Genomic DNA, 25,531 nt, shown 5'->3' with positions numbered 1-25,531 from the left:
CGCGGCCCTCACTTGGTCACCAGCTCCCGGTCGCGGGGCGCGCCATCACCCGGCGACGACGTATCCGGCTGCGCCGCGACATCCGCATTGATCTGGGTGATGCGCGCCTGGCTCGACCGCGCCGCCACCCCCATGGCCAGCACGTTCAGCACGAGGGCGAGGATGAGGAAGAGCCCGCGGATGAACGGCTTCAGGAAGATGTCGATGTCGAGCTGGTCGAGGCCGTTGTCGAGCACGCCGTAGATCAGCACACCGAGCATGGTGTGCCCCATGCCGCCGACCCCGCCGAACAGGCTCGTGCCGCCGAGCACCACGGCCGCGATCGCGGGCAGCAGCAGGTCGTTGCCGAGCTCGGCCTGCGCCGACCCGAGCCGGCCCACGTTGAGCACCCCGGCGAACGCCGCGAGGCCGCCGGAGATCATCAGCACGTTGCGCATGACCCGTTTCACCGGAACGCCGCTGAGCTCGGCGGCTCGCCTGTTCGCGCCGGTCATGTAGACCTGCCGGCCGAAGCGGGTGCGCTGGAGCACGAAGTGGCCGATCAGCATGATGACGGCGGCGACCAGCGCGATCACGGGCACCGGCCCGAGCACGCCGGAGCCGAGCCAGCTGACGAACGGCGGGATGTCGTAGAGCGTGTTGCCCTGGCTCCAGTACAGCGCCCAGCCGCTCGCGATCTCGAACACCGCGAGGGTGGCGACGAAGCTCGGGATGCCGGCGTAGTTGATCATGAGGCTCGAGCCCCAGCCGAGGAGGATGCCGAGCAGCACCGGCCCGAGGATGGCGATCCAGGTCACCTCGGGCGTGAACTTGCCCTCGCCGAACAGGAACAGGCCGAAGGCGTTGCCCGAGAAGAAGGTGGCGCAGGTCACGCCCGCGAACGAGGAGACGTTCGCCACCGAGAGGTCGATCTGCCCGAGCAGCAGCACGAAGGTGAGCCCCACCGCCATCACGGCGAGCACCGAGACCTGCGACAGGATGTTTGTGACGTTCGCCCCGGTCGGGAAGCTGCCCGGCGCGAGCGCGGTGAAGATGGCGACGAGGAGCACGAGGGCGAACAGGGGCCCGATGAGCCGGGCGTTCGAGGCCAGCCAGAGCGTGGTGCTCTGGCGGCGTTGCGGGATGACGATCCGGGTGGTCATGACACTGCCTCCACGAGGTCTCGCGCGGTGACGGAGGCCCCCGCGAATTGGTGGGTGATGGCGCCGCGGCTCATCGTGATGATGCGATCGGCGGTGGCGAGCGCGGTCTCGGGCTCGCTCGTGATGAGCAGCACGGAGACGCCCTGCTCGCGGATGGACTCGATGGTGCGCAGCACGTCGCTCTTGGCGCCGACATCCATGCCCCTGGTGGGCTCGCCGAGCACGAGCACCTTCGGCAGCTCGATCAGCCAGCGGGCGATCAGCGCCTTCTGCTGATTGCCGCCGGAGAGGTTGCCGACGGGCAGCGCCGGGGTGGCGCCGCGGATGCCGAGGCGCGCGATGAGCCCCGACGCGAGCGACTTCTCCTTCCCCGGCCGGAGCACGGCCGGGCTCACGAACCGCAGCGCGGCGAGCGTCATGTTGCGGTAGATCGGCTGCTCGAGCGCGAGCGCCGCGCGACGGTCGGCGGGGATGTACCCGACCCCGATGCGCCGCAGTTCGTCGGGCGACTGCCGTGCGAGCCGGTGCCCGAGCACGGTGAGCTCGCCGTGCGTCGGATGGCTGAGCCCGAACACCGCCTCACCCACCGTCTCGTTGCCGCAGCCGAGCTCGCCGTAGATGGCGAGGATCTCGCCCTGCGCCAGATCGAAACTGACGTGCGAGACGGCCGATCCCACGCTGAGGTCACGGGCCGCCAGCACCACCGGCCCGGCCTTGGGCTCGGGCAGCTCGCTCGCGACATCCGAGTACGTGCCGGCCAGGACGCCCGAGTCCTCGCCCAGCGCGAGCGCGATGAGTTCGGGTGCCGTGGTCGACGCCACATCGAGCGTGCTCAGCACGGTACCCGAGCGCATGACGGTCACCCGGTCGGCGTTCTCGAGGATCTCGTCGAGGAAGTGGCTGATCAAGATGAAGGTGATGCCCTGCCGCGCCATCTCGCCCACCAACCGGAACAGCAGCCGGGTCTCCCCGGGGCTCAGCGCGCTCGTGGGCTCGTCGAGCACGATGATGCGCCCGCCCGAGAACAGGGCCCGGCCGATCTCGATCATCTGCTGCTCGCCGAGCGGCAGCTGCTCGACCGTGGTGGCCGGGTCGATCTCGAGCCCCATGGTGGCCAGGTGCTCCTTCGCCACCCGCATCATGCCGGCGCGGTCGACGAAGGTCGAGGCGCTGCGGCTGCCCACGAGGTTCTCGGCCACGGTCAGGCTGCCGAAGAGCGAGAGCTCCTGATAGACGACGCGGATGCCCGCATCCAGCGCCCCGCGCGGATTCGAGACGTCGATGCGCACACCGTTCACGAGCACCTGTCCGTCGTCGGGCGTCTCCGCACCCGCGAGGGTCTTGATGAGCGTGGACTTGCCGGCGCCGTTGTGGCCGAAGAGGGCGTGCACCTCGCCGCGGCCGACCGTGAGGTTCACTCCCGACAGGGCGGAGATGGCGGCGAAGCGCTTGCTGATGCCGCGGAGCTCGAGCACCGGCGCCGCGCCGGTGGTCTCGGTGGGCGCGGTGGCCGGCGCGTCGAGCACCGGCGCCGTGGCCGTCGACTCAGGCATAGAGCACGCCCGTCGACTGCATGAACTTCACCGCGTCGGCGTTGTCGGTGGTGACCACCGGCGCGACGACGGGCACGAGCTTCGGGAACTCCGGGATGGCGCCGAGCTTCCAGGCCACCCCGAGGATGACCGGGAGGGAGTGGATCTGCGCCGACGAGTGCCGGGCGGTCGACACGATCTTGCCCGCGATGACGGCGTCGACCGCATCCGGCATGCCGTCGGCTCCGCCGATCAGGATGCCCGACCGACCTGCGGCCTCGATGGCGGTGAGCGCCCCGAACGCCATGTCGTCGTTCTGGCAGTACGCGACCGTGATGTCGGGGTAGCGGTTGAGATAGCTCTGCCAGAGCTCCTGGCTGCGGGCGCGGTCCCAGCGCGCGAAGTCCTCGGTGAGCAGTTGCATGTTCGGGTACTCGGCGAGGGCGGCGTGGAAGCCGTCGTAGCGCCCGGCCTCGTCGGAGCCGCCCGGCACCCCGCGCGTGTTGATGACCGTTCCGGAGCCGCCCGCCTTGTCGAACAGGATCTTCGCGACCTGGTAGCCCATGTCGTAGGAGCTCTGCTGGATGGAGGTGAGCACGTCGACCTTGTCGTCGGGGCCGCCGATGTTGGAGGTCATCTCGAACACCCCGGTGCCGCTCGCGGCGATCTTGTTCACCGGCTCGACGATGGTGCCCGCGGTCGAGGCGGTGACGCCGGCGATGTCCCAGGTCTTGTTGGCGGCGGAGTCGAGCGACGCGCGCTGCTTGTTGCCGTCGCCCTGACCGTCGATCCAGGTGAGGTCGACACCGAAGATGTCGCACCAGTGCTGCATGGTGTCGCGCCCCTGCGAGTACCAGGAGACGGTGAGCGCGCCGTTGGTGCCGAGCATCTTGAGGCCCTTGCCGGCGCCGTCGAGGGCGTTCGCGACATCCGCCGGGCTCTCCGGGCTGTAGTTGGCGAGGAAGCCGCCGCCCACGGCGACGGCGACGGCGCCGAGGCCGACGCGTTTGATCAGCTGGCGGCGGTCGACGCCCTTGTGGGCGTTGATCATCTCGCGCGCCTCGGCGGTGGCCTCCGCGTAGCGGGCCTGGTGCGCCGCGTCGTTGATGAGGGACGGATCGCCGTGGGACGGACTGCCACCGGCCGGGGCGGCCGGCGTGGATTCGGGGTTCGAGTCGTTCATGATTCTCCCAGCGCTACGGGCAGCTCTGCCCGGCCCACTGCTTCGTGGGGTGCCACCTGTCTACCCGTCGCTCCGGCGCACCACGACTACCGAAAATCGCACGCACCCATCGAAGAAAACTATGGCTACATCCGTCGAGGCATAGCCGGTGACTATACCCGGATGCCCTTTTCGATATTTGTGCGCGGCGCCCGCTGCGGCGAGGTTGGAAAGGCGCCACCCGGCGCGAACCACATCGAAGGAGATGGCATCCGTGCAGGCATTCGTGATGACCGAGGTCGGTCGAGGCGCCCGAGAAACGGTCGCCGACGCCACCCCCCGAGTCGGCGAGATCGTGCTCGCGCCGGACTACTCGGGCGTCTGCGGAACGGATGTGCACGTCTTCCGGCAGGGCGCGATGCTCGCCGGCGACGAGCTCCCGCTGGTGCTCGGCCACGAGTTCGTGGGCACGGTCGTCGATGCCAACGGCACGGATGTCGCGGTCGGCGCGCGGGTGGCAGTGGAACCGCTGCTCCCGTGCGGTAGCTGCCGGCAATGCCTGCGTGGCCGCCCCAACCTCTGCTACCGCTGGGAGCACCTCGGCATCACGCGGGACGGCTGCTGGGCGGATTACGTCGCCGTGCCCGCCGGCCGGGTGACGCCGCTGCCGGATGCCGTGAGCAGCCTCGACGCGGCGCTCGCCGAACCCCTCGCCTGCGCGGTCAACTTCGTGCTGCACCGCGGCGGCCTCTCGGCGGGTGAGAGCATTCTGGTGCTCGGCGCCGGGCCGATCGGCGTGCTCTGCGCCGCCGTCGCGAAAGGGGCGGGCGCAGGACTGATCGTCGTGTCCGAACCGCTCGACTCCCGTCGCGACCGGGCCCGGGCCGCCGGTGCCGACGTGACCGTCGACCCGACCGCCGAAGATCTGCCCGGGGTCGTCGACGAACTCACCCGCGGTCTCGGCTTCGACGTGATCGTCGAGGTCACCGGGTCGCCGCGGGCGATCGCCCAGGCGGTCGACCTCGCTGCCCCGGGCTCCCGTCTCGTGCTCGCCGGTCTCGGCGGCGGCGAACCGGTGGCGATCGACACCAACGCCGTCGCGAGCAAGGAGCTCGACGTGCGGGGCGGCTTCGCCTCCCGTTGGGCGATGGCCACCGGTCTGTCGCTGCTGGCCGACGGCCGGCTGTCGACCCGGGCGCTGGTCACCTCGGTGCGCGACTGGGCGGATGCGCCGGCCGCGATGGACGACCTGTCCACCGACCCCGAGACCTGCAAGATCCTCTTCTCGTCAACCACATCATCGACCTCAACCACATCATCGATCCAAGGAGACAAGTGAAATGAACGCGGCGACAACGGCGACCACGCCCAAGTACCTCACCGCCCTGCCGCTGGCCGGCGAATTGGTCGGCACCGACTTCGCGGGCTGGAGCGACGAGCTCAAGGCCGATTTCGAGGCGAACGCCACGAGCGGCGAGGTGGGCACGCGGCTGCTCAGCGAATCCGACCGCGTGCGGGTCTGGGAGATCCGTCTCGCGCCCGGCGAACGGGTGCACGCCCACCGGCACGTGCTCGACTACTTCTGGACCGCCGTGAACGCGGGCCACAGCCGCCAGCACACCTTCGACGGCACCACGCGCGAGGTGAGCTACGAAGCGGGCGAGACCCGCCACTACACCTTCGCCGCGGGTGAATACCTGCTGCACGACCTGCAGAACATCGGCGAGAGTGAACTCGTGTTCTCGACCGTCGAGTTCCTCGACAGCGCCAACGCGCCGCTCGAACTCTGACCCCCGCGTCGTCACCCATCTGAATCAGCAACGAAGGACAAACCATGGATCTGCATCTCACCGGCAAAGTCGCCGTCGTCAGCGGCGCGGCGCTCGGCATCGGCTACCAGACGGCGCGGCTGCTGCGCAACGAGGGCGCCTACGTCGTCGGCGGAGACCTCGACGTGTCTCCGCTCGCGAAGCTCGACGGCGTCGTCGCGGTCGAGGCCGACCTGTCCACCGACGAGGGCACGCGGGCGCTCGTCGACGCGGCGATCGAGGCCTACGGCACCGTCGACATCCTCGTCAACAACGTGGGCGTCTTCCCCTACCGCGACGGCTTCCTCTCCACCACGATCGACGACTGGCAGCGCACCATCGACATCAACTTCCTCTCGATGGTGCGGCTGACCCAGCTCGTGCTGCCGCACATGCTCGACAAGCGTTCCGGGTCGATCGTCTCGGTGGCCAGCGAGTGCGGCCGGCAGCCCGACGTGTTCTTCATCGACTACTCGGTGACGAAGGCGATGGTGCTGAACCTCTCGAAGTCGCTGGCCAACGAGTACGGGGCGGCGGGCATCCGCAGCAACGTGGTGTCGCCCGGCCCCACCCGCACCGCGTCGTGGGACAAGCCGGGCGGCTTCGCCGAGAGCCTCGCCAACGAGTACGGGCTCGACAAGGAGGCGGCGATCGTGCACTTCGCGAAGGAGGTCCGGAAGCTCCCGGTGGGGCACATCGGGGCGCCCGAAGACGTCGCCGCGGCGATCGTCTACCTCGCCTCCGACATCAGCCGGCAGGTCACGGGCGCCGAGTACACCGTGAACGGCGGGAGCTACGTCGCCGCCTGACGGAACCGCGTCCCGCCTAGATTGGGGGTGACGTGACCGCCGCGATCTCGATGAGGAGCGCCCCGTGAGACTGAGACAGCTGGAGTACTTCGTGGCCGTGGCCGAAGCGGGCTCGCTCACGAAGGCCGCCGCGACGGTCTTCATCGCGCAGCCCTCGCTCTCGCACCAGATCAGCACCCTCGAGGAGGAGCTCGGCTGCAAGCTGTTCGAGCGGATGCCGCGGGGGCTGCAGCTCACCACGGAGGGGCGGGCGTTCCTCGCCGAGAGCCGGCGGGTGCTCGCCGCGGTCGGCCGCGCGAAGGCCACGGTGCGCGCCGTGTCGTCGGGCTTCCAGGGCGAGCTGCGGCTCGGCACGGTGACCTCGCTCGCGGTGCGGCTGATCCCGGATGCGGCGGGGGCCTGGCACGCGACGCATCCGAACGTCGCGCTGCACCTCAGCGAGTTCCTGCACGCGGATGCCCTCGAGGAGGCACTGGCGGCCGGCGACGTCGATCTGGCCATCGGCCCGGCGCCGAAGCACGACACGGGAAGCCTCGTGAGCCTCGGCCTCGAGGAGTTCGTCTTCGTGCTGCCCTCGAGCGATCCGCTGGGTGGGCGGGAGCGCATCGATCCCGCCGATCTCGCCGAGCGCTCCTGGGTGCTCTTCGCGCCCGACCACGGCCTCACCGAGATCGTGAACCGGGTGTGCGCGCACGCCGGCTTCACCCCGAAGGTCGCCGCCCGCACCAGTCAGGTGACAACGGCGGCGCGCCTCGCGGCGGCCGGTCTCGGGCCGGCGCTCATCCCGGCGAACGCCATCGACACCGATCGCGATCTCGTCATCCGCTCGGCGGTGCGCCCCATCCTCCGCGAGCTCACGGTCTACGCGCGCTCGGGCATGTCGACCCTGGCGCGCAGTTTCATCGAGGAGCTCCGGGCGTCGCCCGCCGCACCCCGCCCGACCTCATCGGCCGACCTCAGCGACGCCTTCCGGCTCTGAGGCGGCCCCGCATCGAAGGAAACAGCATGTCGACCTTGCAGTCGAAGAACATCATCATCACCGGCGCCGGATCGGGTATCGGTGCCGCCGCCGCCCAGCTCGCCGCGGAGCGCGGCGCGCGGGTGGCCTGCGTCGACCTCGACCTCGCGGCGGCGACGCGCACCGCGGCCGCCATCGGTGAGGCCGGCGGCTCTGCCGTCGCCCTGCGGGCCGACGTCTCGGCCGAGGCCGACATCCGTGCGGTGTTCGACGCGGTGGTCGCGGAGTGGGGCCGCGTGCACGGCATCGTCAACAACGCCGGGATGCTCGTGGCGAAGTCGGTCGTCGACACGAGCGTCGAGGAGTGGGACCGCACCATGGCGGTGAACGCGCGTGGCGTCTTCCTCGGCAGCAAGTACGCCGTCGCGCACTTCCTCGAGGCCGGCGGTGGCGGCAGCATCGTCAACACCGGGTCGATCTCGGCGCAGGTGGGTCTGCCGGAGCAGGCCGCGTACTGTGCGTCGAAGGGGGCGGTGGCGCTCCTGACGAAGCAGATCGCGGTGGACTTCTCGCATGCGGGCATCCGCTGCAACAGTGTCGGGCCCGGATCGGTCATGACGCCCGTGCTCGAGGCGTACCTCTCCGGGCAGTCCGACCCGGGATCGGCGCGGGCCACGCTCGAGGGCGCGCATCCGATCGGGCGGCTGGCCGAGCCCGGCGAGATCGCGGCGGCGATGTGCTTCCTGCTGAGCGACGACGCCTCCTTCGTCACCGGAGCGAACCTCCAGGTGGATGGTGGTTACACGGCTCAGTGACGCCAGGCTATTGCAACTAGCTTTAAAGCTAGCTATAGTAGCTTTTATGAACGCCACCGACCACACCACCACACTGCACCTCCTCGACCGCGGTGAGGGGCGGCTCGCCTACGGGCTCGCCGGCACCGGGCCGCTCGTCGTCACCTCGCCCGGCATGGGCGAGCTCCGCTCCAGCTTCCGTGCGCTCGCACCGCAGCTCGTGACGGCCGGGTTCCGGGTCGCCGAGGCCGAACTCCGCGGGCACGGCGACAGCGACGCGACCTTCTCCGGCTACGGCGACTCCGAGACGGCCGACGACCTCATCGCCCTCATCGAAGAACTCGGCGGCCCCGCGGTCGTCGTCGGCAACTCGATGAGCGCGGGTTCCGCCGTACTCGTCGCGGCGCGACGGCCCGATCTCGTGGCCGGGCTCGTGCTCACCGGCCCGTTCGTGCGCAACCCGCCGATGAACCCGTTGCTGGCCGGGCTGTTCCGCGTGCTGATGGCCCGGCCGTGGGCGGCCGCGATGTGGAACGCGTACCTGCCGAGCCTCTACGCCGGGCAGAAGCCGGCCGACTTCGCGGAGTACCGCTCCGCCGTGCGCGACGCCCTCCGCAGGCCCGGCCGCGCGGCCGCCTTCTCGCGCACCACGCGCACGAGTCACGCCGAGTCGGAGCAGCGGCTGGCCGACGTCGTCGCACCCGCGCTCGTGGTGATGGGCGAGGGCGACCCCGACTTCCGTGACCCTGCGGCAGAGGCGCGCTGGATCGCCGCTCGACTCGCCGGGTCGGGCCGGGGCGGCGCCGAGGTGCTGCTGGTTCCGGATGCGGGTCACTACCCCCACGCGCAGCGCCCGGAGCTCGTGACCCCGGCTGTGCTGGACTTCGTGGCGCGGCTGCCGCTCGGGGCGGACGGCGCATTCGCGCCGGCGAGCGGCCCGGCGACCGGTCCGGCCGCGGGGCCCGCGGCGGGCGGCGAGCGTGCCTAGGGCCGGCGTCACCGCCGAGCGGGTGGCCGAGCAGGCCGAGCAGCTCGCCGACGAGGTCGGGCTCGAGTCGGTCACCCTCGCGGCGGTGGCGGCGCGGCTCGGCATCAAGCTGCCGAGTCTCTACAAGCACATCGACTCGCTCGGCGGACTGCGGGCGACCGTGGGGGGGCGGGCCACCCGCGAGCTCACCGAGGTGATGGTGCGGGCGACGGTCGGCAGGGCCGGCCCCGACGCGGTCTCGGCGCTGGCGCACGCCCTGCGCGACTGGGCGCGCGAGCATCCGGGCCGCTACGCCGCCACCGTCGCGGCGCCGTCGGTGACCGCCACCCCGAGCGAGGTCCAGGCCGCGGAGGGTGCGGTGGCGGTGATCTTCGACGTGCTGGCCGGCTTCGGCCTGGCGGGCGACGACGCGGTCGATGCTACGCGCGGGCTCCGCGCCGTGCTGCACGGCTTCGTGGCCCTCGAAACCGCCGGCGGCTTCGGCCTGCCCGCCGACGTCGACCGCAGCTTCGACCGCCTGCTCGCCGCCTACATCCGCTCCCTCCCCGCGTACTGAGCGTGCCGAGCAGGCGGGTCAGCGGCGGCCGACGGGGATCGACGGGCGTGGCGCGCCGCCCGAGGTGAAGGCTTCGCGCGGCGTCTGCACCGACTCGAGGGTCACGATGTCGCGACCGAAGAACAGCGCGCTCAGCCATACCAGCGCCACCCGCACCTTGCGTTCCCACGTCGGCACGGCGAGCACGTGATATCCGCGGTGCATCAGCCAGCCGACGAAACCGGTGATGACGAGCCCGCGGTACTGGAAGATGCCCCGACCGAGGCCCAGTGTCGCCACCACGCCCAGGCTGTGGTGCACGTAGTCGCGCGTGCGGCCACCGCGGAGGGTCGACACGAGGTTCGCGGCCAGCCGTCTGCCCTGGCGCACGGCGTGCTGCGCATTCGGCACAGTGCGCGCTCCCAGTCCGCCCGCTGCCAGATCGGGCACGGCCGCGTTGTCGCCGGCGGCCCAGGCATCGGCCACCGGTGACGACGCCGTCCCCACGCGGAGGTCGGGGCGCACGATCAGCAGCCCCCGGTCATCGACCGGCAGATCGGTGTGCTTCGCGACCACCGGGTTCGCGGCGTTGCCCGCCGCCCAGATGAGCACCTCGGTGTCGTACTCCTCGCCTGAGGAGAGCACGATGTGCCCGCCGGCCGCCGACGTGAGGCGTGTGCCGAGGTGCACGTGGGCGCCGCGCCCTCGCAGGTGGTCGACCACCCAACGGCCGGGTGCGTCGGTGACCTCGGGGAGGATGCGATCCGTCGCCTCCACGAGATGGAAGCCGAGTTCGCCGAAGCTCAGCATCGGGTAGCGCTTCAGCAGGGCGGTGGCGAGCGACAGCAGCTCGCCGAACACCTCCACGCCGGTGAAGCCGCCGCCCACGACGGTCACGGTGAGCAATCGCCGACGCTCCGGCCCGGGCGGGAGGGTGGAGGCCCGCTCGAAGGCCGTGAGCAACTGATCGCGTACCGCGACCGCCTCCTCCACCTGCTTCAGGCCGATGGCCTCCTCGGCGACGCCGGGAATCGGGAAGGTGCGGGTGACCGCGCCCGCCGTCACCACCACGACGTCGTACCCCTGGGCGTAGTCGTCGCCTTCGAGCGGGCGGATGATCGCGGTCTTCTCGGCGTGCCGGATCTGCACCACGCTCCCCGCGACCACCCTCGTGCGACGCAGGTGCCGCCGTAGTGAGACCGCGACGTGGCGTGCCTCGACGGAGCCCGCCGTCACCTCCGGCAGGAAGGGCTGATAGGTCATGTACGACCGCGGATCGACGAGGATCACCTCCGCCTCGCCGCGCCGGAGCTTCTTCTCCAGTCGCCAGGCGGTGTAGAAGCCGGCGTATCCGCCGCCGACGATGAGGATCGTGCGCATGATGACCTCCTTGCTTGTCACTCATCAGGACGACGCGGGGTGCACTTCTGTGAGGCGACGGCAGGCAATTTCTGCTCGCGGCAAGAAACGCCGATCTTTCCGGCATTGGCCGTCGTCAGGCCTGCCATTCTTGCCGCAAAGTGGGTTTCGATGTCGTACTTCGAACCTGACCCCAGCGCAACCACCCTGCTCACCCGCGAGTCCGCGACCGAGACCGCCGGCCACGCCATCGTGCGTGCCCTCGAGGAGCACGGCATCCCGCGCGCCTACGTGGTGCCCGGCGAGAGCTACCTCGAGATCCTCGACGGGCTGCACGACTCGTCGATCGACACCATCGTGTGCCGGCACGAGGGCGGTGCCACGTACATGGCCGAGGCCGAGGGCAAGCTCGGCGAGCTGCCCGGCATCGCCATGGTCACCCGGGGCCCGGGCGCTGCGAACGCGCACGTGGGAGTGCACACCGCATGGCAGGATTCGACGCCGCTCGTGCTCTTCGTCGGGCTCATCCCGCTCAACCACCGCGACCGCGAGGCGTTCCAGGAGTTCGACATCCGCGCCTGGTTCAACTCGGGCGCGAAGCGCGTGCTCATCCTCGACTCGGCCGAACGTGCCGCCGAGATCGTCTCGGAGGCGATCTTCGCCGCGAGCTCGGGCCGCCCGGGGCCCGTCGTGGTCGGGGTGCCCGAAGACGTGCTGCGGCAGTCGGTGCCGGTGGTCGCGCATCCGCCCATTCCCCGCGCGCTCGGCGGGATGACGGGAGCGGATGCGGGGCTGCTGCGCGACGCGCTCGCCGCGTCGAGCAAGCCGCTGTTCGTGACGGGCGGCAACGACTGGGACACCGAGAGCGCCGCCGCGCTCACCCGCTGGCTCGAACGCACCGGCATCGCCGCCGCCGCCGAGTGGCGCACACAGGGTGTCGTGGGCTTCGACTCCCCGAGCTACGTCGGGCCGATCGGCTACGGCCGCCCTCGCCCCACCTATGATCTGCTCGAGGAGACCGACCTGCTCGTGTTCGTGGGCACCCTCCCCGGCGACGTGCTGACCAACGGATTCCTCGCCCGGCAGGACTGGAGCCGCACCAACGTGCTCGTCTCCATCGACCCCTCACTGCGCGGCCGCTCGGGCGCCGTGTCGTACCAGATCGTGGCGAAGCCCCGCGGGTTCGTGCGCGACCTGGTGGGCCTCGACGTCGCCCCCCGCCCTGACTGGGCCGCCTGGACCGCCAAGATGCGGGGCCAGCAGACCGACTTCGCCCGGCTCCCCACCCCGGGCGCCGGTCGAGGTGCCGCCACCATGGACTCGGTGATGGCCGCCCTGGTGCCCCAGCTCGAACCGGATGCGCTGGTCACCTTCGGCGCCGGCGAGCACACCAACTGGGCGCACCGCTACTTCCCCACTCGCACCTTCCCGTCGATGCTGAGCTCGGGCAACGGCTCCATGGGCTACTCGGTGCCGGCCGCCGTCACGGCCGGCCTGCACTTCCCGGGCCGCCAGATCGTCACCATCGCGGGTGACGGCGAGTTCATGATGAACGGTTTCGAGCTGGCCACCGCCCGCCAGTACGGCTTGGCGCCGCTCGTGATCGTGATGGACAACCAGGAGTACGGCACCATCCGCACCCACCAGGAGCGGCACCACCCCGGCCGCATCGCGGGCACCCAGCTGGTGAACCCCGACTTCGCGCTCATGGCGCAGTCCTTCGGCGGTTTCGGCCGCCGCGTCGACCGCGAGCACCAGGTCGCGCCCGCCGTCGCCGAGGCGCTCGCGGCGACCCGCGCCGGGCAGCTCGCGCTGCTGCACGTGGTGGTGGAGCAGCGCCGCCAGGCCTACTGAGCGCGGCCGCGCATCCGCGGAGCGACGCGCGAGCAGGCTCACAGATGTCGCCCGTCGCGGGCATCCGCTCTACGATGCGGGTATGAGCCCGGATGCCCACGGCGAGAACGACGAGCTCGAATACGTCTCGACGCGGCGGCTCGAAGCGTTCACCGACGGGGTGTTCGCCATCGCGGCCACGCTGCTCGTGCTCGACCTCAGCGTGAACAAGCTCGGGCCCGCCATCTCGGTCGACGCCGACCTGTGGAACGCACTGCTCGGCCAGTCGCACGCGTTCGTGAGCTTCGTCATCAGCTTCCTGCTGCTCGGCATGCTCTGGGCGGTGCACGTGTGGGAGTTCGAGCACATCGAGCGAGTGTCGCGCACCATCACTACGCTCAACACGCTGCGGCTGCTCGGCATCGTGCTCATCCCGTTCACGACGAGCCTGTCGAGCAACTACCCCGAGTTGTTGGCCGGCCGCCTGCTGCTGCCGCTCAACTTCTTGTTCGTCACACTGATCGGCCTGATCGAGTGGCACTACGCCACCCGGCCGGGGCGGCACCTGACCGCGGGGTTGTCGGAGGCGGGCATCCGTTCGTCGCGCAACGGGGCGGCCGTCGCGGTGGTCGCGTCGGTCATCACGGTCGCGCTCTCGCCGTGGCTCGGGCCCTGGGCGTTCGTGGCCTTCATCCTGAACCCGATCGCGGACCGCATCCCGGGCATCAGTCGCCCCCGCCCCCGCCCGCGCCGCCCCTGAGCGGGTGCGCGGAGCTACTCCTGGAGCTTGCCGACCGTCGAGACCTCGCGCATGAGGGCGGCGATCTCGTCGGGGACGGGCGGGATCGCCTCGCGGGTCACCCCGGTCGCGGGGCTCCACACCAGGTTCACCTGCAGCTCCGGGTCGAGCGAGGGGTAGTCGCTGCGGTTGTGGCAGCCGCGGGTCTCGCGCCGTTCGAGGGCGGCGAGCAGCGTGGCGCGGGCCGCCAGGGCGGCCGACTTGAGGTCGAAGGCGTGCGCGAGATCCTGGAACCCGGCGATGTCGGGATGGATGCCCACCTCCGCGATCCGCGCCTCGATCGCGTCGAGCTCGGCGAGGCCCTGGCGGAGGCCCGCCTCGTCGCGCACCACGCCGGCGTGCTCGGTCATGGTGTTGCGGATGGCGCGCTGCAGCGCGCGCACGTTCTCGGAACCGTCGGTCGCGAGCAGCGCCGCGATCTCGTCGCGCGCCACCGCGACCGCGGCCGCCGAACGCTTCTGCGCCGGCAGTGCTGCCGAGTACGCGGCCGCGGCCTGCCCGACGATGCGCCCGAACACGAGGAGCTCGATCAGCGAGTTGCCGCCCAGCCGGTTCGCGCCGTGCAGCCCGCTCGACGCCTCGCCGATCGCGTAGAGGCCGGGCACGTCGGTGCCGTGGTCCTCCGGCCGCACCCAGACGCCGCCCATCGAGTAGTGCGCGGTCGGTGCGATCTCGATCGGCTGCTTCGTGATGTCGAGCATCTGCAGTTCGAGCATGGTCTGGTAGACGCGGGGGAGCCGCGTCAAGATGGTCTCGCGCGGCAGGTGCGAGACATCCAGCCACACGCCGCCGTTCGGCGTGCCGCGGCCCTCCTTGATCTCGGTGTAGCAGGCCAGCGCCACGCGGTCGCGGGTGGAGAGCTCCATCCGCTCGGGGTCGTACCGGGCCATGAAGCGCTCGCCGAGGGAGTTGGTGAGGATGCCGCCCTCGCCGCGTGCCGCCTCCGAGATGAGGGTGCCGGCGGCGTTCTCGGGCTCGATGATGCCGCTCGGGTGGAACTGCACGAGCTCCGGGTCGCGGAGGCGTCCGCCCGCCTCGACCGCGAGCCGGAACGAGTCGCCGGTGTTCTCGTCGCGCCGGCTCGAGGTGCGCCGCCAGATGCGGTTGTGGCCGCCGGCGGCGAGGATGACGGCATCCGCGTGGATGAGGTAGCGCGTGCCGTCGTCGAGGTCGAAGCCGTAGGCGCCGAATACCGCGCCGTCGTCGTTCACCAGGATGCGCGTGACGTACACCGTGTCGAGGATCGGCACCTCGAGCTGCACGGCCCGGTTGATGAGGGTGCGCTGGATCTCGAGCCCCGTGTAGTCGCCCGCGAACGCCGTGCGGCGGTAGGTGTGCGCGCCGAAGAAGCGCTGCGAGATGCGCCCGTCGTCCTCGCGGGCGAACGGCATGCCGTAGCGCTCGAGGTCGCGGATGCCCCGCTCGGCACCCTCGGTGACGATCTGGACGGTGTGGGGGTTGGCCAGGAGGTACGACTCCTTGAGGGTGTCGGCGGCGTGCTGCTGCCAGCTGTCGTCGGGGTCCATCGTGGCGAGGGCGGCGTTGATGCCACCGGCGGCGAGGGAAGTGTGAGCATCCGCTTTCGGCCGCTTGCCGACCGCGAGCACGTCGACGCCCGCTTCGGCGAGCTCGATGGCGGCGCGGAGGCCCGAGCCCCCCGTGCCGATGACGAGCACGGTGGTGGAGATCTGTCGTTCTGAGGGGGTCATGTCGTCCACGCTAGATTCGCGGATGCCATTACTCCAATGCATTTATCTGCTCGTCACGATGCGCATAGGCTATCGACATGAATCTCGAACAGCTGCAGAGCTTCGTCGAAGTCGCTCGCGTGGGCAACTTCACGAGCGCCGCCGAGACCCTTCATCTCGCGCAGCCCTCGCTGAGCCGCCAGATCGCGGCGCTCGAGCGCGATCTGGGTGCCGAACTCTTCCACCGCGCGCGCGGCGGCAGCACGCTCACGACCGCGGGCGAATCACTTCTGCCCCTGGCGAAGCGGATGCTCGCCGACGCCGACTCGGTGCGCCGCGAGCTCGCCGAACTCGCCGGTCTGAAGCGTGGCCGGGTGCGCCTGGGTGCGACGCCGACGCTCTGCATCAGTCTCGTGACGGAGGTGCTGAGCGCGTTCCATGCCGCGCATCCGGGCATCGAGTTGCACCTGTCGGAGCACGGGTCGCGCCGGCTGCTCGACGAACTGGCGGGCGGCGAGCTCGACCTGGCCCTCATCACCACGACGGGCGAGGCCGCCGCCGATCGTTTCGTGGTGAGCCCGCTGCTCGTCGAGGAACTCGTGCTCATCTCGGCGGCCGCCGCGCCCGCGGTCACCCGGCGGCGCAGTATCGCGCTGGTGGAGGTCGCCCGGCTGCCGCAGATCGTGTTCAGCCGCAGCTACGACCTGCGCGGCGCCACCGACGCCGCCTTCGCCGCAGCTGGTCTCGCGCCTGAGGTGGTGCTCGAGGGGGCGGAGATGGATGCGGTGCTGCGGTTCGTCGAGCGCGGACTCGGCGTGGCGATCGTGCCGGCGATGGTGCTGATCGACCGGCCGGGCCTCCGCTCGGTGCGGCTGACGCAGCCGACCCTCACCCGCGCCATCAGCCTCGCACGCCCCGCCGACGTCGCGCCCACCCCCGCGGTCGCCGTGATGCAGCGCACCGTCACGGCGACCGCAGCCGCCTTCGCCGCCCGCTCCGCCCCCACCATGCGCCCCGCCTGACCCGTGGTCTCTTCCGAATCTGCCCCCACGGCTTCTCGGGCCTGATCGGTAGAATCACAGCATGGCGGACCTGGCGCGGAGCGGTCGTGTGTTCTATCGCGACATCAAGCCGTATGACGTGCCTGTTCGACTCGACGACCTCCGCGGTCCGCGGCAAGGGCGCATGACGTTGCCGGCGAATGTCTACTGGGGACCGTGGTCGGTGGTCGACCTCGACATTCGCAGCGACGCGGTGAAGGCATACCAGGCGGCGCTTCGCGAGGGTCGCGTTGCCGATCAGGTGGCGCTCCTGAACCGCGAACTGCTGGTCGAACTCTGGCCAGAACTGCTGTTGCCCGTCCGGGTGCGCGATCTCTGGCAGAGCCGCTTCCCGGAGTTGTCGGACGCCGCGTGAATAGCGATGAGCAGCTGCAGCGCGAGCTGACCTCGCGTGCGCTCGCCGCTCTCAGCGGTCGGGGCTTCGCCCTCGCCGGGTCCGGAGCGATTCGTGAACACGGCATGGTCGATCGGCTCACCCATGACGTCGATCTCTTCACCAACAATCTCGATGCTGCGGCATTCGAGGGCGCAGTGGACCATCTGATGGCTGAGCTCCGGCGAGCAGGGTTCACCGTCGACGTGGTCAGGCGGTCCGTCCGGTTCGCGCAGCTGCACACCATGGCCGCCGATGGTCGAACCGTCGAAATGGACCTTGCCGTCGACTGGCGCGAACACGACCCTGTGACCCTCGCCGTGGGCCCCGTGCTTAGCATCGAAGACGCCGTGGGAAATAAGGTGAGCGCGCTCTATTCGCGCACGGAAGCTCGCGACTACATCGACGTGGATGCCATTCGGGCATCCGGACGGCTCACTGACGCGGACCTGATCCGCGCCGCGCGGGAGCGGGATCCGGGCTTCGAAGAGGCGATGTTCGCCCGGCAGCTCGACCTGATCGAACGCATCGAACTGCGGCGTTTCGCGGAGTACGGGGTGGATGCGGCGCAGGTGGCGGGGATCAAGGAGCGGTTCGCGCGGTGGGCGGCGGAGTTGCGCGCCGACGTATGAGCGGCGTGACCACGCGTGGGCTGGCAGCGGGCCTCGGCGGTGGCGGTCGGACGATCAGTCGGCGGCGGGGCGGGGCAACGGCGGTCAGGCGGCAACAGGCATCGGCCCCGCCGCGCGGTCAGGCGGCCGCCGCGTCGAGGGCGGCCATCGCCTCCGGGGGCAGCACCAGGTCGCCGGCGGCCGCGTTCTCGCGGAGGTGCTCGGTGCTCGACGTGCCCGGGATGAGGAGTGTCGCGGGGGAGTGCTGCAGCAGCCAGGCGAGGCCGACCTGCGCGGGGGTCGCGCCGAGCGCATCCGCCCACTGCCGCACCACCGGATGCTCGCCGACCTTGGGGAAGCCGGGGAAGCCGCTGCCGAGCGGGAAGAACGGCACCCACGCGACGGACTCGGCCTCGCACAGCTGCAGCACGTCCTCGAAGTCGCGCTGCAACAGGCTGTAGGAGTTCTGCACGCAGACGATGCCGGCCGGTAGTGCCGCGCGGAGTCCCTCGAGGTCGACGGCGCTCAGCCCGATGGCGCCGATGACGCCCTCGTCGCGCAGTTCGGTGAGGAGCGCGAGCTGGTCGTCGATCGGCACGATCTGGTCACCGGATGCCTGGATGCCCGGCCCCGCATCCGCTCGGCGCAGATTCACCACGTCGAGCCGTTCGACGCCGAGCGCGCGCCGGTTGTCGTCGATGCTGCGCCGCAACTCCTCGGGTCGTTGGGCGAGCTGCAGCGGCACGTCGCCGCCCGGGTTCGAGTCGGCGCCGATCTTCGTCACCACAGTGACCCCCTCGAGAGCATCGGCCGCGCGTCGCAGCATCTCGTTGGCGAAGCCGTCGCCGTAGAACTGAGCCGTGTCGATGTGCGTGACTCCGGATGCGGCCACCTCGCCGAGCAGCGCGATCGCGGCGGCCGGGTCCTGCCGCAGGTGCTCGAGTTGCATGGCGCCGTAGCCGACGCGCGAGACCATCACGTCGCCGAGCGCCCCGAGGCCTCCTGCCGCGCGCCCTTCTCCATTCGCCGACATGATCGTTCCTTTCGCTAGACTGATGAAACGGAGGAACCTCCGTATTCGCAGACTAGCACGAAATGGAGGTGCCTCCGTTTTGACGTCCACACCACCACGCACCGCGGCGAGCACTCGCGCCGACGCGCGCCGCAATCGTGAGCGCGTGCTCGACGCCGCCCGCGCGGCGTACGCCGAGGCCGGTGCGGACTCCGGCTCGGCGCCCGCGCTCGAGGCCATCGCACGCGCCGCCGGAGTGGGCATCGGCACGCTCTACCGGAACTTCCCGACCCGCGAGGCCCTCGTCGAGGCCGTCTACGCCGCCGAGCTCGACGAGGCGATTGCGGCGGCCGACGAGCTCCTTGCCGGGCACGCGGCCGACACCGGCCTGCGGATGTGGCTCGACGACTACGCCCGCTTCTTCGCCACCAAACGCGGCATGCTCGACACCCTCCGCGCGGGCTGGGCCTCGGGCACGGTCGCGGCCCCGCACACCCGGGAACGCGTGCGCGAGGTGCTCGAGCGCTTCCTCGGCGCCGGTGCCGAACAGGGGCTGCTGCGGGCCGACATCACGGGGGATGACGCCGCCGCCGCCCTGGTCGGCGTGTTCTTCGCGGCGACGAGTCGCGAGCAGGTGTCGCGGCTGCTCGACCTCCTCGTCGACGGCCTCCGCGCCCGCTGAGCCCGCGTGCGATCGGATGCGCGCCGATGCGACGAGAATAGAGGCATGCGTCCACTTCAGCAGAGCATCATCGATGACCTCGATGTCGAACCCGACATCGACCCCGCCGCGCAGATCGAGCGACGTGTCGGCTTTCTCGTCGACTACCTCACCAAGACCGGTGCCAACGGCTTCGTGCTCGCCGTCAGCGGCGGGCAGGACTCCACGCTCACCGGGCGCCTCTGCCGCCTCGCGCAGCTGCGCCTGGCCGAGGAGGGCCGCCCGGTCGAGTTCGTGACGGTTCGCATGCCCTACCGGGTGCAGGCCGACGAAGAGGATGCGCAGCTCGCCCTGCGCTTCATCGACGCCGACCCCGGCCTGGTGGTGAACATCCAGAACGGCGTCGACGGCGTGACCCAGGACTACCGCGAGGCGACCGGCACCGACCTCTCCGACTTCGTCAAGGGCAATGCGAAAGCCCGGATGCGCATGGTCGCCCAGTACGCGATCGCCGGCGAACGCGGGTTGCTGGTGGTGGGCACCGACCACGCCGCCGAGGCGGTGACCGGGTTCTTCACGAAGTACGGCGACGGCGGTGTCGACATCACGCCGCTCACCGGCCTCACGAAGCGCCAGGGCAAGGCACTGCTCCAGCACCTCGGGGCGCCCGCCCGACTCTACGAGAAGGCGCCGACGGCCGACCTGCTCGACCACAATCCGGGCCAGACCGACGAGGCGAACCTCGGCCTGACCTACGCCGACATCGACGACTTCCTCGAGGGGCGCGACGTGTCCGACGAGGTCGCCGAAGCCATCGAGCAGCGGTACCTCGCCACCCAGCACAAGCGGCACACCCCGGCGACGCCCTTCGACACCTGGTGGTGACGGGCATCCGCTCGCTTCCCTGAACGACGAACGGCCCTTCCCGTGTAGGAAGGGCCGTTCGCGCTGATGGGTGCTACGGCGCGCAGGCGGTGAGCTGCTGCACCGCGGGGCTCAGCGAGTCCGGGCCGCCCAGCAGGGTGACCCGGTCGGGGTTGAGCGCGGCGATGTCGGCCAGGGCTGCCTGCGGAAGACAGGTGCTCGGCACCACGTACAGCGGAGCGGTCGACGAGGCGGCCAGGGCGGCGCCCGCCAGCGCGTCGGGGAAGTTCAGCCCAGTCGCGATGAAGACGTCCTGGGCGTGCGTGAACGCGTCGTGGTTGATGGCGATCGAGGCCTCGAAGCGGTCGGCGCCCGACAGGCGGGTCACCGGAGCGACCGACCCGAGCGACGACTCGATGCCGGGAGAGACCGAGGCGGGGCCGCCCGCGATCTTCAGCTTCGTCACGCCGAGGTCGGTGAGCGTGGCTTTGGTGGCGGCATCCGCTTCGGCCGCGCCGCCGTTCACCAGCAGCACCGGGGCGCCGAACGATCCGCCGGCCGCGCTCGCGGAGAGCGCGTCAGGGAAGTTCGAGCCGGTGGCGACGTAGGCGACGGTGGCTCCCGACTCGCCGAACGCGTAGTCGATCACGTTGCGCGACACCTCGAAGCGGTCGGCGCCGCCGATGCGCACGGCGTCGTCGGAGGCCAGCGCCGTGAGGCTGTCGAACACGGCGGGGGAGACGGAGTTCGGTCCGCCGGTGACCACGATCTTCTTCGGGGCGAGCCGCTCGATCTCGTCGGCGACGGCCGGCAGCAGCCGATCGGCGGGAGTGAGCAGCAGTGGTGCGTTCTCGCTCGCAGCGGCGGGCGCGGCGCTCAGGGCGTCGGAGAAGACGGCGCCGTTGGCGATGTACACGGTGTCGGCGGATTCAGGATGCGAGGTCTGCGCGATCTGCACGGCGACGTCGTAGCGGTCGGCGCCCTCGATGCGGGTGGCGTCGGGGAGCTCGAAGCTGAGGGGCGTGTAGGTCTCGAAGGGAGTGTAGGTCGCGCCACCGGCCGGGTAGGTGTAGATGCCGTAGTTGCCGTCGGCCAGGGCGCCGGTGAAGCCCTTCTGCACGGTGAAGTCGATGCTGAACGAGCCGTCGGGGCCGATCGCGACCGCGCCCGCCGCGGCTCCGCCGACGGAGTTGACGTCGTCGGCGTTCATCACCCACTTGACCGACGCTGTCTTACGAGCGGCGCTGGTCGCGCCTTCGGAGGCCTTCCAGGTGTCGAGGAAGGTGCCGAACGCGACGTAGACGCCGGTGAACTTGCCGGCGAGTGGCGGGCGGGTCCCGGTGGTGGCCGGGGGGTTCGGCAGGAATCCGGTTCCGGTCACGGTGACGGTGTCACCCTCCGGGTTCAGGCCCGTGGTCGTGGAGACGGTGACCGTGGGCGCATCCGGGATCGTGACGTCGACCGGCAGTGCGACCTTGCCCGCATCCGCCGACCCGCCGCTGGAGTACCAGTAGGACGACTGGCCCGTGAGGCCCTGGAAGTCGACGAAGCTCTGCGGGAAGGAGCCCCAGTGGTCGCCGGTCGTCAGTTGCGGCGTGGCGCCGGCAGGAACCGTGACCGCGACGCCCAGGTAATCGGGGTCGACCGAGAAGCCGGCAGCCTCCACGTCGACGCCGGACAGGGTGGCCAGGGTGTCCTGGGTGTCTGGCAGCACGATGAATTTCGTCGAATCGTCCATGTCGGTGCCGTAGCCGCTCAGGGTCGCGGTGACCGAACCGGCGCCGCCGTCGAGCACCAGGTGCGGGTTGCTGACCGAGAACTGCGTCAGCCCGCTGTAGAACGCGACCGTGAAGTCGCCGGTCCAGGTGATGTCGGCGTCGTCGGCGGTCGCATCCACGGTGCCGGTGCCGGAGCCGATCGCGACGCGGTTGCCGCTCGAAGCGCCGCCGACGGTGAGGGCCGCGCCGGCGGTGTCGGTCGAGAGCCCGGCCCAGGTGGCGGTGGCGTAGCTGCCGTCGGCCTGCTTCTTCTGGATCGTGGTGTTGCCCGCGCTGGCGAGCCACTCGCCCTGGGTGAGGAGGTCGCCGGCATCCGTCTTCGCGACCTTTCCGGCGCTCAGCAAGTTGTAGCCGGGGCCGAAGGCCTTGCTGCCGGTCTCGTCGCTCAGCCCCCAGGCGAACACGGCACCGGAGATGCTCGTGCCGGTGGAGGTCTCGGCGGGCGCTGCGGCCGGTGCCGGGGCGGCGGATGCGGGCGCGGCGGCCAGCGCGGAAAGGGCGAGCGCGGCGGTGACGCCGGCCGCCAGGGCGCCGGAGCGCCTGCTGCTGCGGGGTTGGTTCACGAAGACTCCGAGTCGAATACGGGCGCGCCGCTGCGCAGCACGCGAGTCGGTCAATTTAGGCAAGCCTATCCTTAACTAGGTAAGGCATACCTAATTAACTTTCGGAGCGGTTCAGAGCCCCTGCGTCACAGCGCGAGTGCTCAGCGGCGCGGGGGCGTGCTGAGCACGAGGACGCCACCGCCGAGAGCGGCGACCACGATGATGAGGCCGAGCAGGGCCACGAGCGCGATGAGCAGCATCAGCACCTCGTCGGCCAGGCCCGCGCGGGTGGGCGTCTCCACGATCACCACCGACGAAGCCGCCGGTGCGCTGGCCGACGCCGCCGACGCATCCGGCGCCGCGGGCAGCAGGAACGCGGCGGGGATCTTGGCGGGAGGGAGCTTCGCGACCGGTGCTCGCGCGCTCGCCTTGCCGGTGTCCGCCGCGGGCGCAGTGGGAGGGGCGAAGGTGGCCGCGTCGTAGCCGATCACGATGGGCTGGGCCGGTTTCGCCGCATCCGCGAGTCCGCCGCTGGAGTACCAGTAGGCGGCCGATCCGCTCTCGACCTGGAAGTCGATGAAGCTCTGCGGGAACGAGCCCCAATCCGCTCCCGATCGGGTCTGGGCCGTCTGGCCGGCGGGCAGGCTCACGGCCACTCCGCGGTAGTCGGGCGTCGCGGTGAAGCCGTCCGGCCCCACCTGCACACCGCTGAAGGTCGCCACCGTCACGGTGCGGTCGGCGAGCGGCTGCCATTTGCTGAGGTCGTCCATGTCGGTGCCGAAGCCGCCGACGGTCGCGGTGAGTGTGCCCGCGCCGTTCTCGACGGTGAGCACGGGGTCGCTCAAGTACCAGAACGCCATGCCGCCGTAGTAGGCCACGGTGACGTCGCCGGCCCAGCGGATGCTCGCACTGCCCGTTGCGCGGTCGACCTCGCCGGTGCCGCTCGTCATCACGAACTGGTTGCCGCCGTACGGCGTGGTCGTGCCCGAGCTGAGCGGGGCGCCGGTGCGGTCGAGGCACTTCGTCTCCCAGCTGGCGGGCACGAAGCGGCCCGACGCATCCGGCTTCTCGATGGAGACGGTGCCGGCGCTCGCCGCGTACTGGGCGGAGGTGAAGATGACCGAGCCGCCCGGATCGGGCGTTCGACCGGCGGAGAGGTAGTTGCATCCACCGAAGTAGGCGCCGTTGTTCGTCTCGTCGTTCAAGCCCCAGCGGAGCACGGCGTTGTCGAGGGTGAGTACCCCGTCGGCGGCGGCGGTGATCTCCACCCGCACGGCGGTGGCGCGGCCACCGGCCGGGGCGGGCTCGCCGTCGAGTTCGGCATCGGTGACGAACAGGAGCCAGTGGGTGCCGACGGGGAGGCCGGCGGTGGAGACGGTGAGCGACGGATGCGCGGGACCGGTGCCGCTTCCCGTGGTGGTCGCGGTGGCGGCGAAGGTGGCGCTGCCGTACCACCAGGCCTCGCCCGACTGTGCGGTGGTCCAGGGCACCTCGACGGTCGCGTCCGCCCCCTGCACCGCCGTGATCGCGGTGGTGGGCTCGTGCACGGCGACCTTCCCGGTGCTGATCGCGGCGTCGAGCGCGGCGCGGTCGGCATAGGCCGGCGGGCGGCTGCCGGGGGCGGAGCCGGCGGGGGTCGCGGTGAGCGGGCTGAAGTCGGAGAGCTCGCCCGTGCCCTCCGCGTTCGCCGCGGCGACGCGCACGGAATAGCCGGCGCCGGCGGTGAGGCCGCGGAAGGCGGTGCTGGGCGGCGCGGCGGGGTCGGCGACCGCGATATCCGTCTCGGCGACGAGGCCCACGCCGGACTGGTGGAGCTCGACGTGGTAGCCGGTGATCGGGGAGCCGCCGGTGAGGCGACCGGTCGTGGGGGCCCCGGTCCAGGTGAGGGAGCGCGCTGTGTCGGCGGCCGGGGCCGCGGGCGGGTTCGACCACTCGGTGAGCGGCGTGCGGGCGCCGAGGGTTTGGGCTGGGTAGTCGCTCGACCACGCGGGCACGGTGCTCGTGCCCGAGGAGGGACGGAAGCGCTTGACGCCGTCGACCAGGTCGTAGGCGACGACGCCCGCGAGGTAGCGGCTGGAGCCCTGGAGGCCGGTGAGCACGGCGCTGGTCGCGGCGCCGGCGTCGTAGTTCGCCACCAGGTAGAAGTTGGCGCTGGTGGCGGCGAGGTCGTGGCGGCGCTCGAGCAGGCGCACGACGTAGCCGGTGGGAGAGGGGGCAGGGTCGCTCGGGGCGGGCTCCCAGCTGACGGTCACGCCGTCGTCGGTGGGGGCCGAGAGGGTCGGGGTGCCGGCCCGGGCGTCGGAGAGGATGCCGCCGCTCGACGCGGGGAGGGTCAGCGGGTCGCTGACGAGGGGGTTCGGCAGGGCCGCGGCGCCGTCGAGCAGGGTGACGCGGGCGGTGACGGTGGCGGCGCCGAACGCGACGCCCTCCACGCGGTAGCTGGTGGTGTCGGCGGCCACCTCGGTGCGGGCGATGAGCGTGCTGGTGTTCGCGACCGTTCGTCCGGCGAAGAGTTCGATGCGGTAGCCGCGCACGGCCGTCGCCGCATCGGCGGGTGCCGCCCACGACACGTCGACCGCGTAGTCGATACCCGCCGGGTCGCTCTGCACCAGCACCTGCCCGGTCGCTGGGGCGGCGGACGCGATCCACTCCGACGCCGGCAGCGGCGGTGGGTCGACAGTAGTGACGCCGAGCGCGGGGTCGGCTGCGGGCGTCGGCGCGAGGGGAGTCGGAGGCTGGGCGGGTGCGGTGTCGGCGATCGGGTCGTCCGCGGGCGCCGGCGGGGCCTCGGCGTCGCCGGCCGAAGGGGCTTGGTCCGAGGGTGCCGTGGATGCGCCGGTGCCGGTGTCGGGTGCGGTGGATGCGTCACCGTCGCCACCGGAGGGTCCGGCGCCGGCGGGTTCTCCGGTCGGCGCGTCGGTGGGCGGCGCGCTCGCCGTGTCCGCGTCGCCGTCGGCGGCCGGCGGGGCGGTGCCGGTCGTCGTTGCGGCGCCGGCACTCGAGTCCGCAGCATCCCCGGGCCCGTCGATCGCCACGCCCGCGCGGGCAGCGGAATCGCGTGCGCTCGGCCCCGTGATGGTCGTCGCGCCCACAGCCCCCGCGGAGGCCGTCGCAGCGGAGGCCGCCGCCGTCGGCGCGAGCAGGCCGAGGATGAGCGCGACGGTCACCGCGCCGGCACCGGGGATTCGCGGCCAGGTGGGACGCATCCGTCGGGCCATCGGG

At 71.3% G+C, this 25,531-nt stretch carries 22 protein-coding genes; 14 read left to right on the top strand and 8 right to left on the bottom strand.

Annotated elements, in window-relative coordinates:
* Positions 1–8 precede the first annotated feature (8 nt).
* The 3 genes from AC3WLB_RS12970 to AC3WLB_RS12960 are packed head-to-tail and all read right to left on the bottom strand — an operon-like array spanning position 9 to position 3,857.
* A complete protein-coding gene (locus AC3WLB_RS12970) occupies positions 9–1,142 on the bottom strand; it encodes an ABC transporter permease (RefSeq protein WP_492506574.1) in 1,134 nt (377 codons plus the stop codon).
* Complete coding sequence (locus tag AC3WLB_RS12965; protein ID WP_022898793.1) at positions 1,139–2,695, bottom strand: sugar ABC transporter ATP-binding protein; 1,557 nt, start codon at positions 2,693–2,695, stop codon at positions 1,139–1,141. Before AC3WLB_RS12965 ends, AC3WLB_RS12970 begins: the two co-directional genes overlap by 4 nt.
* Positions 2,688–3,857, bottom strand: coding sequence for a sugar ABC transporter substrate-binding protein (locus AC3WLB_RS12960; RefSeq protein ID WP_492506572.1), 1,170 nt, complete (start codon positions 3,855–3,857; stop codon positions 2,688–2,690). Before AC3WLB_RS12960 ends, AC3WLB_RS12965 begins: the two co-directional genes overlap by 8 nt.
* Positions 3,858–4,110: 253 nt before the next feature.
* Between AC3WLB_RS12960 and AC3WLB_RS12955 the strand changes: the two genes are divergently transcribed.
* The 7 genes from AC3WLB_RS12955 (at position 4,111) to AC3WLB_RS12925 (ending at position 9,749) form a co-directional block, all read left to right on the top strand.
* Entirely contained in the window at positions 4,111–5,175 is a 1,065-nt protein-coding gene (locus AC3WLB_RS12955; protein WP_492506570.1) for a zinc-dependent alcohol dehydrogenase, read from the top strand.
* Position 5,176: 1 nt separating this feature from the next.
* Positions 5,177–5,626 (top strand): cupin domain-containing protein, encoded by a 450-nt coding sequence (locus AC3WLB_RS12950; protein WP_492506568.1) that lies wholly within the window; start codon positions 5,177–5,179, stop codon positions 5,624–5,626.
* Between the two features lie 44 nt (positions 5,627–5,670).
* Positions 5,671–6,453: an SDR family oxidoreductase gene (locus AC3WLB_RS12945; RefSeq protein ID WP_022896447.1), complete on the top strand. Its 783-nt coding sequence runs from the start codon at positions 5,671–5,673 to the stop codon at positions 6,451–6,453.
* A 64-nt stretch (positions 6,454–6,517) separates the two neighbouring features.
* On the top strand, positions 6,518–7,432 hold the full coding sequence (locus AC3WLB_RS12940) for a LysR family transcriptional regulator (RefSeq protein ID WP_492506566.1): 915 nt from the start codon (positions 6,518–6,520) through the stop codon (positions 7,430–7,432).
* A gap of 26 nt (positions 7,433–7,458) precedes the next feature.
* Positions 7,459–8,226, top strand: a complete 768-nt coding sequence (locus AC3WLB_RS12935) for an SDR family NAD(P)-dependent oxidoreductase (RefSeq protein WP_492506564.1) — start codon at positions 7,459–7,461, stop codon at positions 8,224–8,226.
* Positions 8,227–8,272: 46 nt separating this feature from the next.
* Positions 8,273–9,193, top strand: coding sequence for an alpha/beta fold hydrolase (locus AC3WLB_RS12930; protein ID WP_492506562.1), 921 nt, complete (start codon positions 8,273–8,275; stop codon positions 9,191–9,193).
* Entirely contained in the window at positions 9,186–9,749 is a 564-nt protein-coding gene (locus tag AC3WLB_RS12925) for a TetR/AcrR family transcriptional regulator (protein ID WP_492506560.1), read from the top strand. The genes AC3WLB_RS12930 and AC3WLB_RS12925 overlap by 8 nt, the downstream gene beginning before the upstream one ends.
* 18 nt (positions 9,750–9,767) lie before the next feature.
* On the opposite strand, the gene AC3WLB_RS12920 is transcribed toward AC3WLB_RS12925, so the two are convergent.
* Positions 9,768–11,108, bottom strand: coding sequence for an NAD(P)/FAD-dependent oxidoreductase (locus tag AC3WLB_RS12920; protein WP_492506559.1), 1,341 nt, complete (start codon positions 11,106–11,108; stop codon positions 9,768–9,770).
* Positions 11,109–11,258: 150 nt separating this feature from the next.
* Here AC3WLB_RS12920 and AC3WLB_RS12915 point away from each other — a divergent pair, with 150 nt between their 5' ends.
* Both AC3WLB_RS12915 and AC3WLB_RS12910 read left to right on the top strand, forming a co-directional pair.
* On the top strand, positions 11,259–12,941 hold the full coding sequence (locus AC3WLB_RS12915; protein ID WP_492506557.1) for a thiamine pyrophosphate-dependent enzyme: 1,683 nt from the start codon (positions 11,259–11,261) through the stop codon (positions 12,939–12,941).
* A gap of 82 nt (positions 12,942–13,023) precedes the next feature.
* Positions 13,024–13,680: a TMEM175 family protein gene (locus AC3WLB_RS12910; RefSeq protein ID WP_492506555.1), complete on the top strand. Its 657-nt coding sequence runs from the start codon at positions 13,024–13,026 to the stop codon at positions 13,678–13,680.
* Positions 13,681–13,694: 14 nt separating this feature from the next.
* Here AC3WLB_RS12910 and AC3WLB_RS12905 read toward each other — a convergent pair whose 3' ends face one another.
* A complete protein-coding gene (locus AC3WLB_RS12905) occupies positions 13,695–15,428 on the bottom strand; it encodes an FAD-dependent oxidoreductase (protein ID WP_492506553.1) in 1,734 nt (577 codons plus the stop codon).
* 77 nt (positions 15,429–15,505) lie between these two features.
* On the opposite strand from AC3WLB_RS12905, the gene AC3WLB_RS12900 reads away from it, so the two are divergent.
* The 3 genes from AC3WLB_RS12900 to AC3WLB_RS12890 all read left to right on the top strand — a co-directional run bounded on the left by AC3WLB_RS12900 (position 15,506) and on the right by AC3WLB_RS12890 (position 17,473).
* Entirely contained in the window at positions 15,506–16,429 is a 924-nt protein-coding gene (locus tag AC3WLB_RS12900; protein WP_492506551.1) for a LysR family transcriptional regulator, read from the top strand.
* Between the two features lie 61 nt (positions 16,430–16,490).
* On the top strand, positions 16,491–16,823 hold the full coding sequence (locus AC3WLB_RS12895; protein WP_492506549.1) for a transcriptional regulator: 333 nt from the start codon (positions 16,491–16,493) through the stop codon (positions 16,821–16,823).
* Positions 16,820–17,473 (top strand): nucleotidyl transferase AbiEii/AbiGii toxin family protein, encoded by a 654-nt coding sequence (locus AC3WLB_RS12890; protein ID WP_492506547.1) that lies wholly within the window; start codon positions 16,820–16,822, stop codon positions 17,471–17,473. Before AC3WLB_RS12895 ends, AC3WLB_RS12890 begins: the two co-directional genes overlap by 4 nt.
* Positions 17,474–17,591: 118 nt before the next feature.
* On the opposite strand, the gene AC3WLB_RS12885 is transcribed toward AC3WLB_RS12890, so the two are convergent.
* Positions 17,592–18,485, bottom strand: a complete 894-nt coding sequence (locus tag AC3WLB_RS12885; protein ID WP_492506545.1) for an aldo/keto reductase — start codon at positions 18,483–18,485, stop codon at positions 17,592–17,594.
* A gap of 145 nt (positions 18,486–18,630) precedes the next feature.
* Here AC3WLB_RS12885 and AC3WLB_RS12880 point away from each other — a divergent pair, with 145 nt between their 5' ends.
* Positions 18,631–19,146 (top strand): TetR/AcrR family transcriptional regulator, encoded by a 516-nt coding sequence (locus AC3WLB_RS12880; RefSeq protein WP_492506543.1) that lies wholly within the window; start codon positions 18,631–18,633, stop codon positions 19,144–19,146.
* 45 nt (positions 19,147–19,191) lie between these two features.
* Positions 19,192–20,010 (top strand): NAD(+) synthase, encoded by an 819-nt coding sequence (nadE, locus tag AC3WLB_RS12875; RefSeq protein ID WP_492506541.1) that lies wholly within the window; start codon positions 19,192–19,194, stop codon positions 20,008–20,010.
* 73 nt (positions 20,011–20,083) lie between these two features.
* Here the strand turns inward: nadE and AC3WLB_RS12870 are convergent, their stop codons facing one another.
* Both AC3WLB_RS12870 and AC3WLB_RS12865 read right to left on the bottom strand, forming a co-directional pair.
* Positions 20,084–22,330: a cell wall-binding repeat-containing protein gene (locus AC3WLB_RS12870; RefSeq protein WP_492506539.1), complete on the bottom strand. Its 2,247-nt coding sequence runs from the start codon at positions 22,328–22,330 to the stop codon at positions 20,084–20,086.
* 140 nt (positions 22,331–22,470) lie between these two features.
* Positions 22,471–25,515: a fibronectin type III domain-containing protein gene (locus tag AC3WLB_RS12865; RefSeq protein ID WP_492506537.1), complete on the bottom strand. Its 3,045-nt coding sequence runs from the start codon at positions 25,513–25,515 to the stop codon at positions 22,471–22,473.
* Positions 25,516–25,531 lie beyond the last annotated feature (16 nt).

It is taken from the genome of Herbiconiux sp. FW305-C-125 (assembly GCF_058783455.1).
The sequence above is the reverse complement of the archived record's forward strand: the minus strand, read 5'-3'. Positions and strand labels throughout refer to the sequence as shown.

Excerpts from the sequence above, each read along its gene's own strand:
- AC3WLB_RS12970 (WP_492506574.1), bottom strand. The coding sequence starts at position 1,142 with ATGACCACCCGGATCGTCATCCCGCAACGCCGCCAGAGCACCACGCTC.
- AC3WLB_RS12965 (WP_022898793.1), bottom strand. The coding sequence starts at position 2,695 with ATGCCTGAGTCGACGGCCACGGCGCCGGTGCTCGACGCGCCGGCCACC.
- AC3WLB_RS12960 (WP_492506572.1), bottom strand. The coding sequence starts at position 3,857 with ATGAACGACTCGAACCCCGAATCCACGCCGGCCGCCCCGGCCGGTGGC.
- AC3WLB_RS12950 (WP_492506568.1), top strand. The coding sequence starts at position 5,177 with ATGAACGCGGCGACAACGGCGACCACGCCCAAGTACCTCACCGCCCTG.
- AC3WLB_RS12945 (WP_022896447.1), top strand. The coding sequence starts at position 5,671 with ATGGATCTGCATCTCACCGGCAAAGTCGCCGTCGTCAGCGGCGCGGCG.
- AC3WLB_RS12935 (WP_492506564.1), top strand. The coding sequence starts at position 7,459 with ATGTCGACCTTGCAGTCGAAGAACATCATCATCACCGGCGCCGGATCG.
- AC3WLB_RS12930 (WP_492506562.1), top strand. The coding sequence starts at position 8,273 with ATGAACGCCACCGACCACACCACCACACTGCACCTCCTCGACCGCGGT.
- AC3WLB_RS12920 (WP_492506559.1), bottom strand. The coding sequence starts at position 11,108 with ATGCGCACGATCCTCATCGTCGGCGGCGGATACGCCGGCTTCTACACC.
- AC3WLB_RS12915 (WP_492506557.1), top strand. The coding sequence starts at position 11,259 with ATGTCGTACTTCGAACCTGACCCCAGCGCAACCACCCTGCTCACCCGC.
- AC3WLB_RS12910 (WP_492506555.1), top strand. The coding sequence starts at position 13,024 with ATGAGCCCGGATGCCCACGGCGAGAACGACGAGCTCGAATACGTCTCG.
- AC3WLB_RS12905 (WP_492506553.1), bottom strand. The coding sequence starts at position 15,428 with ATGACCCCCTCAGAACGACAGATCTCCACCACCGTGCTCGTCATCGGC.
- AC3WLB_RS12900 (WP_492506551.1), top strand. The coding sequence starts at position 15,506 with ATGAATCTCGAACAGCTGCAGAGCTTCGTCGAAGTCGCTCGCGTGGGC.
- AC3WLB_RS12895 (WP_492506549.1), top strand. The coding sequence starts at position 16,491 with ATGGCGGACCTGGCGCGGAGCGGTCGTGTGTTCTATCGCGACATCAAG.
- AC3WLB_RS12885 (WP_492506545.1), bottom strand. The coding sequence starts at position 18,485 with ATGTCGGCGAATGGAGAAGGGCGCGCGGCAGGAGGCCTCGGGGCGCTC.
- nadE (WP_492506541.1), top strand. The coding sequence starts at position 19,192 with ATGCGTCCACTTCAGCAGAGCATCATCGATGACCTCGATGTCGAACCC.
- AC3WLB_RS12865 (WP_492506537.1), bottom strand. The coding sequence starts at position 25,515 with ATGCGTCCCACCTGGCCGCGAATCCCCGGTGCCGGCGCGGTGACCGTC.